The 11,209-nt window shown below is 58.0% G+C and carries 9 protein-coding genes; 7 read left to right on the top strand and 2 right to left on the bottom strand.

All coding sequences use genetic code 11. The features are described from left to right. Nucleotides 1-73: 73 nt before the first annotated feature. Nucleotides 74-1,333: an MFS transporter gene (locus tag BN1012_RS08660; protein WP_043949315.1), complete on the top strand. Its 1,260-nt coding sequence runs from the start codon at nucleotides 74-76 to the stop codon at nucleotides 1,331-1,333. On the opposite strand, the gene BN1012_RS08655 is transcribed toward BN1012_RS08660, so the two are convergent. Next, the gene (locus BN1012_RS08655; RefSeq protein WP_171815937.1) at nucleotides 1,330-3,771 is read right to left on the bottom strand and encodes an MMPL family transporter; all 2,442 of its coding nucleotides are present in this window, start codon (nucleotides 3,769-3,771) and stop codon (nucleotides 1,330-1,332) included. The two genes, BN1012_RS08660 and BN1012_RS08655, sit on opposite strands and share 4 nt — an antisense overlap. A gap of 257 nt (nucleotides 3,772-4,028) precedes the next feature. Between BN1012_RS08655 and BN1012_RS16830 the strand changes: the two genes are divergently transcribed. The 4 genes from BN1012_RS16830 (at nucleotide 4,029) to BN1012_RS08635 (ending at nucleotide 7,974) form a co-directional block, all read left to right on the top strand. Next, on the top strand, nucleotides 4,029-4,670 hold the full coding sequence (locus BN1012_RS16830; RefSeq protein ID WP_206777999.1) for an ABC transporter substrate-binding protein: 642 nt from the start codon (nucleotides 4,029-4,031) through the stop codon (nucleotides 4,668-4,670). 2 nt (nucleotides 4,671-4,672) lie between these two features. Further along, nucleotides 4,673-5,758: a sulfotransferase family protein gene (locus tag BN1012_RS08645; RefSeq protein WP_043949313.1), complete on the top strand. Its 1,086-nt coding sequence runs from the start codon at nucleotides 4,673-4,675 to the stop codon at nucleotides 5,756-5,758. Between the two features lie 225 nt (nucleotides 5,759-5,983). After that, nucleotides 5,984-6,970: an SMP-30/gluconolactonase/LRE family protein gene (locus tag BN1012_RS08640; RefSeq protein WP_171815935.1), complete on the top strand. Its 987-nt coding sequence runs from the start codon at nucleotides 5,984-5,986 to the stop codon at nucleotides 6,968-6,970. After that, complete coding sequence (locus BN1012_RS08635) at nucleotides 6,967-7,974, top strand: NAD-dependent epimerase/dehydratase family protein (protein WP_052534871.1); 1,008 nt, start codon at nucleotides 6,967-6,969, stop codon at nucleotides 7,972-7,974. Before BN1012_RS08640 ends, BN1012_RS08635 begins: the two co-directional genes overlap by 4 nt. 13 nt (nucleotides 7,975-7,987) lie before the next feature. On the opposite strand, the gene BN1012_RS08630 is transcribed toward BN1012_RS08635, so the two are convergent. After that, nucleotides 7,988-9,181 (bottom strand): glycosyltransferase, encoded by a 1,194-nt coding sequence (locus tag BN1012_RS08630; RefSeq protein ID WP_043949311.1) that lies wholly within the window; start codon nucleotides 9,179-9,181, stop codon nucleotides 7,988-7,990. 169 nt (nucleotides 9,182-9,350) lie between these two features. Here BN1012_RS08630 and BN1012_RS08625 point away from each other — a divergent pair, with 169 nt between their 5' ends. Further along, entirely contained in the window at nucleotides 9,351-10,274 is a 924-nt protein-coding gene (locus tag BN1012_RS08625; RefSeq protein ID WP_043949310.1) for a squalene/phytoene synthase family protein, read from the top strand. Next, a complete protein-coding gene (gene hpnD / locus BN1012_RS08620; RefSeq protein WP_052534870.1) occupies nucleotides 10,271-11,206 on the top strand; it encodes a presqualene diphosphate synthase HpnD in 936 nt (311 codons plus the stop codon). The genes BN1012_RS08625 and hpnD overlap by 4 nt, the downstream gene beginning before the upstream one ends. The last annotated feature ends 3 nt before the right edge of the window (nucleotides 11,207-11,209 follow it).

Here is an 11,209-nt window from a genome sequence, read left to right as displayed (position 1 = left end):
CTTGGCCGCTAAAGCGCAATTGCCATTCGCAGTCCAAACGGGACCATGTTCCCGGGTTTCAGGATTTCCCACCGTGAAAAATACGTTTCTGCCCGTCTCAGTGCTGCTGTTCACGACCCTGCTTATGTATATGGGGGCGGGGCAGCAGGGCATTCTTGTGCCGGTGAGAGCGGGACTGGAAGGCTTTTCGCCGCTGACAATCGGCCTGTTTGGCACTGCCTATGCGGTGGGCTTCATTGCCGGGTGCTACCTGATACCTGTTTCTCTGCGCAGAGTGGGGCATATCAGGACATATGGGGTGGTGGCGTCCATTGCGGCTGTCGGCATTCTGCTGCACGGATTGCTGGTTTACGCGGAGGTTTGGTTCGTCCTGCGATTCGCGGCGGGATTCTCGATCGCAGGCGCGGCCATGATTATTGAAAGCTGGCTCAATTCGCGTGTCAGCAATGAGACCCGGGGCAGCGTTTTTTCGGTTTACATGATCGTGTATCTGTTCGCGGTGACAAGCGGCCAGATGTCATTGGTGGCGTTTGATCCAATGATGCTCAACATGTTTGCGGTCTCTGCCATCCTGTTCACTCTGGCCTTGATCCCAACCTCGCTCACCAAAATACCAGCGCCGGAGGTCCCTGCGCGTGTTGAGCTCAACCTGAAGCACCTTTTCAATCTGTCTCCTGTTGGTGCGGCCGGAGCCTTTATGGTGGGCATGGCCAATGGCAGCTTCGGGACGCTTGGGCCCGTCTATGCCCAGGAAACCGGGTTTGATACATCCGGGGTCGCGCTGTTCATGAGCCTTGCTCTTGTCGCCGGGGCCTTGGCCCAGTGGCCGTTTGGCAAACTTTCGGATCAGATTGACCGCCGTATTGTGATTGGCAGCGTTGGGGCCTTGGGATCAGTTGCCGGTCTGGCGATTGTTTTTTTCGGTGCGCCCGGCGTCATAACCCTGGGGCTTGTTTCGCTCTTTGGCGTTGCTGCGTTTTCGCTCTATGGGCTTTCTGTGGCCCATGCGAACGACCATGCGCAATCCTCGGACTTTATAATGGTCTCCGGCGGCTTGCTGGTCCTGTTTGGTGTGGGGGCGGCCGTTGGTCCGTTGGTGTCAGCGGTCTTGTCCATGGTCATGACGTCGTCTGGTGTCTTCGCCTTCACTGCCGCCATGCACGGCGCACTCGCAGCCTTTGCCTTTTACAGGATGAGCCAGCGCGATGCGGTGCCCGACGCAGACAAGGACGACTTCGTGGGATTTGCACGACCGACGTCACCAGAAGCTGCCGTGCTGGACCCGCGTGGTGAGAAAAAAGACGAGGCAGAAGATACCGCGAAACCGGTCTAACGTCTTTTGGCCGTCAGGCTGAGCAGTGCGGGCAGAACAAAGACCGTTGCAATCAACAGGTAGAGCATGGCGATGGTCAGCAATATGCCCATGCTTGCTGTCCCGGCATGTACCGATACGCTCAGCGCGCCGAAGGCACCGATGGTTGTCAGTGTGCTGAGGACGATGGCTCGTGGAGTTGACGACTTCAAAAGGCGCTCCAGCGAGCCATCCTTGCGATAGCGCATCAACACGTGGATGCCATTGTCCACACCCAGCCCCATGATCAGGGGCAGGACGATGATGTTGGCCTGGTTGAAAGGCATGTCGATGAGGACGCCGGTTGCGGCGGTGGCTACTGCCGCAAGCAGGAGGGGCATGAGGATCAGCGCCGTATCCTTGAAGCTTCCAGTGGCCATCAAAACGACCAGGGTCACCGCACACAGAGCAATGACCAGTGCTGTCACGAATGCGTTGACGACAATGTCGCCAACGGTTGCCTCGACAACGGCGCGGCCGGTGCTGTCGGGAAACAGAGATTTCACGTCACCCACAAAGGCGCGGAGGTCTTCCGTCCGGGTCACATCACCTTTCGGCAAGCCGATCACCAACGCCTGGCCGTCTGCGGACAGATATCGCCCCTTTACGGGGGCAGGGACTTGATCGAGCGACGTTACAGGTTCCGCATTGAAGATGTCGGTCAGCCGGGTGAGGTCGCGGGTCAACTGTTCTGCGAGAGCCGTGTTCAGGTCTTCCAGTTGAGTCGGTTTGAGTGCTGCAAGTGCCGTTGTCAGGCCGTCCAGTGTAGCTCGTGCGTCCTCATGTAAGTCATCGGGTAACTGGAACGATAGATCATCCGGCACGGCAGCAACTGGCCCATTGATCCTGCTGAAGAGTGGGAAGAACAGGAATGCCGTGTCCTCTATCAGACCAAGCTTCTCATCCTGATCCGCGGGTATGAGGCTGTCAGCGGTTCGTACACTTCCGATCGTCGGCAGCGTATTGAGTGCTGTGACCGTGTCTTTGGACGCCTCAAGAGATGGTGCAATCACATAGGCCGCATAGTCGGTGGCCAATCCGCGTTCCTGCAGATCGGCAAGCGCGAGAATAGGCTCGGACTGACTGTTCTTGAGGGCAAGGGTTGAAAAATCAAACCGGACATTGGTGGCGATTGCCGCAGCAGCGATGCCGCAGACGACGGCCGCCAGCGTAATACCGCGTGCGTGGGTCTGGCTCATCGCAAACACCCGGTTGGTCACTCTGGCAAAGCTTCCACCAGCATTGCGATGGGCAGGAATGCCGAATTTGCCAAGGCTGGCAGGAATGACTGTTAGGGCGGCAATGAATGCCAGGGCCATTCCGCCACCGGCAATGACGCCGAGATCCGCAAACCCTTTGTAGTCGGTTGGCAGAAATGACAGGAAGCCGATGGCGGACGTGACAGCACCCAGTGCGATGGCGGGTCCGACATCGCGTGCGGAAGTGATAAGGGCCGGGCGGGTGGCTATCCCCTTTTCCACGTCTTCCTGGGCGCGCAGCGCATAGTGGATGGCGAAGTCGATCCCCAGGCCAACAAAAAGCACCGCAAAGCTGGCCGATAGCAGGTTGACCTCACCGACACTGAACATGGCCCAGGCCATGGACCAGACACCGCCGACGGCCAGCGTCAGAACCATCACGCTCACAATGCGACCCGATCGGACACCCAGGCCCAGAACCACCGCCAGCATTACCAGCGACAGGGCGCCGGCGATCCCAAGGCTCTCGCGGACCTGTGAGAGTTCATCGACAGACAAGGGGATGTTGCCTGTCAGTCTGATGGTGAAGCCGTTCTCAGCTGTGAGGCCAAGGTCAGCCGCGGTTGCACGGATCACGTCCAGCTTGGCACGCGGGGATAGAAAGTCGCCTGTGTCTTCGCGGATCTGAATTGAAATCAGCTCGATAGCTGATTGCGCATCGTTGCTGCCCAGGCTGCCGAGATTGAATCTGAGAGGCGGGGCCTCATCGTCTGCAACGGTGTTTGCGACGCGGGTCAAATCGTCGGCCAGGGCCGTCAAAGCGGGATTCAGCCGTCCGGTTTCATCAACCTGCGTTAATCCCTGACGCAGCAAGCTCAGAGTTCCAGCCAGCCCTTTTTCATTTGCGACAATGGCAATGCCGGGCTGGGCCTGTACCAACGCATCCAGCTGTAATGTGAGGTCTTCGGTGTCGAGGTACAAAAGCCCGTTCTGTTTGAAGAAGGGCATGGCGGCTGTGGTGAATATGGATCGAAAGAGGTCCTCGCGCGCTTCCAGAGCCTCGGCCAGGTCGGCTGCCCCGTTGGCGGCTGCGGAGCGTGAGGCTGATTCCACCACGACGAGCGTTGTGCGGCGGTAGGTCGGGAACGCGTCTCGAAACCGGTCAAACCGTTGTTGAAACTCTGAATTTGGTGCGATGAGCGAGGATTGGTCGGTATTCACACGAAATTGAGTGGTCGCGTAGAATCCTGTCGCAAATGTACCAAGCATAAGCACTAAAAGGGTAAAAACCGGGAAGCGGGTTATGCTGGTGGCGAGAGTCGCTAGAATTTGGGGCATTCAGCTATGGTGCATCTTTGATGGTGATCATACATGGCGGGTTCAAACCGGCGTGGCTTCGTTGAGCCGCCAAGTGCTGGTAGCACAATGCGATGAAACAGGACGATTCTATGACAGCTTTTGCGACAATGCAGCAGCAGATGAGAGATCAAACCAGGCTAATCCTTACCGCTTTGACGTTGCTCTTTTTTGGCATGAGCTCCGGCGCCGCGATTGCGCAGGATGAAACCGCACTTTCTGGTGCCAACGCAGTGGCGCTGGTTGAAAAGCTGCATGAGGGGCTCGAGCACCTCATGACAAACGCGCAGACATTAGGTGCCGAAGGTGCATCGGATTACATCGCAGCCGTTGTGGATGACACCTATAACCTTCCGGCGCTGACCGCTCAGTCCGTGGGGCCTTCCGCATTTCGGGGATACGGCTCTGAAGAGAAGGCCGTCGTTGTTGCAGCCTATCGTGCATTCGTCGTCTCCAACTATCTAAGTCGGTTTGGAAAGCCATTGCCGATCAGCTTCGAGACTGTGGGACACTCAGAAGGGCCGCGAGGATCAACCATTGTGGAAACACAGCTTGTTCGACAATCCGGTGATCCCGTTCAACTGGTCTATGTGGTTGCGGCGTCCAAAGACGGGAGGTCGGGCATTGCGGATGTCCAGTATAATGGGGTGAGCGAAGCGGCACGCCGACGCTCGGAATTGTCCTCGCTGGCCAGACAGGGGGCTAATGTCCTGGCGGATGCTCTCACCAAGAAAGCCGCACAAATAGCGGCTGATGCGGAATAGCAATGCACCCTCTCAATGGCAGCAATTACGGGACGCTGGCGTCAGTGCTCGCGAACAGCGGCGGTGTGCCGTTGAAATCCATGCCCCATGTGGTTGGATTGCTGGGAGCTGTGATCGGGCGTGCGCCGATTTCAGCCGTCGAGAAGATTTATACAAATGCGCAGCTGAAGTCTTCGGGTGACATGCCACCCCCGGTTTTTATTGTCGGGCATTGGCGCAGCGGCACGACACACCTGTACAATCTCATGGTGCAGGACGATTTCGGGTTTGTGCCGCCGGTTGCCACAGGCCTACCCTGGGACATGTTGTTGCTTGGTCGTTTGTTGAAGCCTGTCATCGACAGGGCACTGCCCGAAACCCGGTATATCGACAACATTCCGGTTCGGCCGGACTCGCCGCAGGAAGATGAAATTGCCTTGGCGAATATGTCGCCGCTGTCATTTTACCACGGCATCTATTTCCCCAAGGCGTTCGACCATCATGTGTCCCGTGGACTGTTTTTTGATGGGTGCGCTCAAAGCGAAGTGGAGGAGTGGCAGGACACGTTCACTTACTTCATGCGCAAGCTCTGGCTTCAGCAGGATCGCAAGCGACTTTTGATCAAGAACCCGGTCTACACCAGTCGGGTTAAAATGCTGCACAGGCTCTATCCGGATGCTCTGTTTATCCATATTCGGCGCAATCCGTATGAGGTTTTTGAGAGCATGCGGAACTTCTACGCCAAGCTTTTCAAGCAGCTGGCGCTGCAACCCTATGATCATGTGGATATTGATGAGGCTGTTCTGTCAGTATACGAACGCATCATGGGGTTGATTGAGGCGCAATGGCCTTCAATTCCCGAAGCGCAGCGAGTCGAGATTGCCTATGAGAACCTGGATGAAAACCCGATCGAAGAACTTGAGCGCGTCTATGCAACGCTCGGGCTTCCCGGGTTCAATTTCGTTCGTCCGCGATTTGAAGCCTATTTGCGGTCTGTCGCCGGGTTTGAGAAAAACCGGTTCGACTACTCGGACAAATCTGCCGCTCTGGTGGAAGGCCGACTGGGCGCCTTCGTCGAGCAGGGTGGGTATAAGCGCCCGGGCCGTTAGAGACCGCGGGACGTTCACTTGCTGATGATGATGCGCAAACTTTATGACTCTCTGGTCTGTCTGGCGCATTCCTCAAAGGACGCGCACCGAGCGGCTCTTTGTTTTCTTGTGGTTATGCTGACGGCTGCGCCCGCCAATTCCCAGAATTTTCCGGTTTCTGACTATATATGCCGCCCTGTTTCAGTGGTTGATGAAGCAGGCCAAGCCGTCTTTGGAATTGAAGACATGGCACATGATGTCCGCAATGGTCGGCTCATTCTCAGCGCGTATGATCGTTTTGCCGCCATGCGTGCAATGGAAAACGGGGCAGAGCCTCCCGGCGGCGGCCTTTATGCCGTCGATGTTGACCTGTTGACGTGGCGACGTGATGAAGAGGGTTCTGTGCCGGTTAGTACGCTTGATATACGCGTGCCCGGTGACCTGCTGCTTCATCCACACGGTATTGGGCTGTTTGATGATGGTGAAGCATCACGGCTTGCGGTGGTCAATCGACTGACCGACATGCACGATGCGTCAGCCGCCGACTTGTTGTTATTTGATGTTGATGGTCAGTCTCTTGCCATGGTTGGGCGCGGCAGTGGCGATCTATTTTGCAGAGCCAATGATGTTGCGTTGCTGGATGCATCAACGGCTGTTTTTACCTACGACCAAAGCCGGTGTGGCGCATGGGGCGTTTGGGCGGAGCGGGTCTTCCAGCCACGCAGTTCCGGCCTTCGGCTATCGAGGTTTGATGGCGGGAATGCGGATGCCGAGCCTGTGCTTGATGATATCGCGTTTGCAAATGGCGTCGTAATTTCGCCTGATGGTGCCTCGCTCCTGATGACTGCGTCCAGAGACCAGGCACTTCGAGTGTTCGACAAGCAGGCTCTGCTTGATGGCAACACGGATCCGAAGGTAGTCGTGTCCTTTGAGGGTGGTCCCGACAATGTCAGCATCGCGCCCGATGGAAGCAGCGTGACAGCAGTTCATCCGGACCCTTTTGCGTTGTTCCTGCACATCAACGGGTGGGGTGATCTGCCTGAGAGCAGCGTTGTCATTTCATCGGCTGACGGCGCATCACAACAGACAATTGTCGGTCCGCCAGGGACCATGCCGGGGGCGGCAACGTCAGCTGTGATGCTGGGTGATCAGATCATAGTGTCTTCAGCATGGGACGCCGGGTTGGGCATTTGCAGCCCGCATCAACCGGCCCGCACGGCGGTTCAGCAATGACAGCCAACCTCACGCTGGTAACAGGCGGCGCCGGTTTTCTTGGCCGCCATGTGGTTGATTGCCTGCTGGCAATCGGCTGTTCGGTTCGGGTGCTTGATAGGCAGCCAGACGATAGGCAATCCGGTGCCGAGTGGGTTTTGGGATCCGTCACGGATGAGCAGACCGTGGCTGCTGCGTGCACCGGTGTCTCCCGGATCATCCATCTGGCAGCAATCCCGCACTTGTGGTCACCGGATATGCGAGATTTTGCCCGGGTCAATCATACCGGCACGCAGATGCTGCTTGATGCAGCCAAAGTGCAGAATGTGTCCGCATTCGTCCATGTGTCTTCGCTAACGACGCGGGTTGCCGGGGCAAGCGGGGCAGTGCCACGAAGTGTCACGGAAGCAGACCTGCCTCGAGTGGATGACATGCTTGGTGCGTATCCGCGCTCCAAGTGGTTGGCTGAAGCGGCGGCCCGGCAGGCCTATGATGATGGACTGCCTGTGCGCATCGCCATTCCCACCATGCCCCTTGGTCCTGGGGATGTTGGTCTCACGCCGCCAAGCCGGATGGTGCTGGATTTTGTGTCGGGGCGAACGCCGGCCTATCTGGAAACCTGGATGAACATTGCAGATGCACGCGACATGGCGGCGAGCATTGTGGCAATGCTCGATATCGATGTTCCCCGCCACGGCCTGTTCGTGGGCGGTGAGAACCTGCTGCTGTCAGATCTGTTGCACCGTGTTGAGGCCCTAAGCGGCGTTTCCATGCCCAAGAGCACAGTGCCCGGATTTGTTGCGCAAGCCTTTGCGTATGCGGACGAATTCGTGGCAACCCGGATAACCGGAAAGCCGCCCAAGGCCCCGTTGACGGGCGTCAAACTTGCCCGCCGTCCGATACAGTTTGATATGCAGGCGGCGCGGAAAGTTCTGCCACCAGCGCGTTATAGCCTGGATGACACGCTGAATGACCTACTCAATTGGTTTGAAACCGAAGGTCTGTGGAGCGGCCGCAAGAGCTGACATTGCAGGGGCGTTATGTGGCCGGGTAACTGCGGCCCTTCCAGCGCGCGCCGGACCCGCGAGCATGACGTATGGCCGACGCTGCCGTCGCACCTGCATAGATGATGGCAGCTGCGGGCAGGGACAGGGCCCATAGGGGCGATAATCCGTACATGCGAACTGTCGGCCAGTAGGTGCGCGCCATAAGGGCAAGGGTTGCAAGACTGATGGCGCCAACCGTCCCTCCGGCGTCACCGAATATCCAGGACAAGAGGCCCCACACCGGCACCAGGAATGTCAGGACCAGGCCAATCAGTGCACCTGCGAGCATCAGCCAGCTATACCGCAATTGGGTGAAGGCGGTTCTGGCAACCATGTTCCAGATGCTTTCCATGGTGCGGTTGTCTCTGCGCGAATGCACCTCGTGGGTGAGGGCGGTCAATGTATCCTGCGCAGGTCGTGCCCGCTTCAGGGCCTTTGCAAGGGCACAATCATCAATGATGTCACTTTTGATGGAGGCCAATCCGCCGGCCGCTTCCAGGGCATCCCGGCGTACAAGAAAGCACCCACCCGCTGCAGCCGCCAGACTGTCGTAGCGGGTATTGGCCTTTGCGAAGGGATAGATCAGCTGGAAGAAATAGATGAAGGCAGGAACCAGCAGCTGCCCCCATAGACCACGGGCATCGAGACGGGCCATGAGGGAAACAAAGGTATATGAGTGAGCGTCGGCAGTGCGCACCATCTTGTCGAGCACATGGGGTGCGTACTCAATGTCGGCATCCGTCAGCAGGATGTAGTCGGGCAACTCTGACCCGGCACAGGCCGCTTCGACGCCCTGCGACATGGCCCAGACCTTGCCGCTCCAGCCTTCAGGCAGGTCAGTACCATTGATGACTTCAATTGCAATTTTTTCTGTGGATGCGGCACGAGCAATGCCTCCCGTTCCATCGCTACTTTGATCGTCGACCACGACGATCTTCAGAGTGCCGGAGAAGGATTGCGAGGTAAGTGACGCGAGGGTGGTGGCAATTGTGTCAGCTTCGTCCCGGGCGGGAATAACCACTGCAACGGACGAGTTGACCGGGTCCGGAGTGGATGGTTCGGGCTTTAACCATATGTCGGCCTTCCAGAATCCCGCCCTCATCCATGTGAGATAAATCCAGGCAAGAAGTGCCAGTGCTGTGAGGGCGCTGAGTTCTAAGGTGGCGAGGTCGATCAGGAAGTTCATTGGGACCGGGTCTTGGATTTGGCTGGTGGGACACAAACATACAGGTAACACAGGCTTTTGGGCTGTTCACGCCTGCGTTTCTTGCCGCCGAATGTGGGACGCGATAGCGTGCGCCCACAACCGAATCCAGTCGCCCGGATCGGGCAGAACAAAGGCACCTTTCCACCTCATGGATATCCAAGATGCCAGCGCGGCTAAATCCGCCAGCAGCCTCCATGCGTCAGGGGCTGAAACCCCGTCAGGGAAGGGTGCCGGGGATGAGAATTTTCCCGTTGGATCGGTCCTGCTCCCCGCGCATCTCAGGCCGGTGATTGCCAGCTTTTACGGGTTCGCCCGAGCTGCGGATGACATTTCAGACAATCCAAGCCTTTCGCCATCTGAAAAGTTGGAGCGTCTTGATGTCATGGATCAGAGCCTGCTCCATGCTGACAACACCACACGTGGGGGTGAATTGGCTCGCATGCTCGCTGAGCAGGGCCATGACGTGCGCCATCCCCGTGCGCTTTTGAATGCATTTCGTCAGGACGCTGAGAAGGGTCGTTACGCTTCGCTTGAGGAGCTGCACGGGTACTGTCGGATGTCAGCGGATCCGGTGGGGCGGTTTCTTGTGGACCTGCATGAGGGAAGCCCAGACGCGGGCGCAAAAATCTATCCGTACTCAGATGGGTTGTGCACTGCACTTCAGCTGGTGAACCATCTGCAAGATTGCGGGAAAGACTTCATGACGATGGATCGGTGCTATCTGCCGGATGCCTGGCTCGCCGCCGCCGGCGCAAGCCATTCGGATCTGTATGGCAAGGAGCTCACACCGGGACTGCGCGCAGTTATTGATCGGGTGCTTGATGATACGGATGCACAGCTTGCCCTGGCCGCGCACCTTCCTCGGGCCCTGACCTCGCGCAGATTGGCGATGGAGTCTGAAATCATTATTCGACTTGCCCGTCGGCTGGCGCAGCGTCTTCGGGTCGGTGACCCGCTTGCCACGCGCGTGAAGCTTACCAAACTCGATTTCCTCGTTGCGGGTATTACCGGCGCTGTGAGCGGTTTCTTCTTTGGCGGCAAGGGCCGGCTGCCCGACGGTGAATCCACATGACGGATCATGTTGTCCAGAGGATGCCTGAGACGTCTGTTCTTGGAACCGCAGGCATTGGCATGGCGGCTGAGGATGCGGCCCGGCACGCAGCGGAAATCGTCAAGCGGTCGGGCACGTCCTTTGCCGCGGGAATGCGCATCCTGTCGCGTGAGCGACGTGAAGCGATGTACGCGATTTACGCCTTTGCCCGTGAAGTGGACGACGTGGCGGACGAGGGGGGGACCTACGACGAGCGGATGATCGGTCTTGCTGCCTGGCGCGACGAGATTGCACGTTGCTATGAATCGACGCCGCAAACACCGGTGGGTGTGGCCCTGGTTCCCGCTATCCGCCGCTTTGACCTCGACCGTCACGAGTTCGAAATGCTGGTTGAAGGCATGGTGATGGACGTTGAGGGGCCGCTTGTTGCTCCAAGTCATGACCGCCTCATGGCCTATTGCCGCCGTGTTGCCGGTGCGGTCGGCCTGCTGTCCATGCCCGTGTTCGGCGCTGGCCGGGGGGATATCGAGGATCGGTTCGCCATCGCACTTGCAAATGCTCTGCAGCTCACGAACATCCTTCGCGATGTGGAGGAAGATGCCGAAATGGGCCGGGTTTACCTCCCATCGGAGCTTCTCGACGAATGTGGCATTTCCACCCGTGACCCCCATGAAATTGCCGGTCATGACGCGGTTCAGGACGTGGCGCGACGTCTGGGGCGTGAGGCGAGGGGCTGGTTCGGTGAAACTCAGGCGCTTTTGACGCACCTCAATTGGCGTGAGGTGCGCCCGGCGCTATTGATGATGGGTGTCTATGAGCGCTATTTGCGGGTGATGGAAGAACGTGATTTTGCAATGGGTGAACCGGTCAAGCTGGGCAAGGCAGCCAAGCTTGGTATCGCCCTTCGGTATCTCCTCCTGCCGCCGCGTCGCGGTGCCGTGAAGGGAAGCTGACTT

It is taken from the genome of Candidatus Phaeomarinobacter ectocarpi, assembly GCF_000689395.1.
In the GTDB taxonomy this organism is placed as follows: domain Bacteria; phylum Pseudomonadota; class Alphaproteobacteria; order CGMCC-115125; family CGMCC-115125; genus Pyruvatibacter; species Pyruvatibacter ectocarpi.
This window is presented reverse-complemented; position numbering and strand designations above follow the sequence as displayed.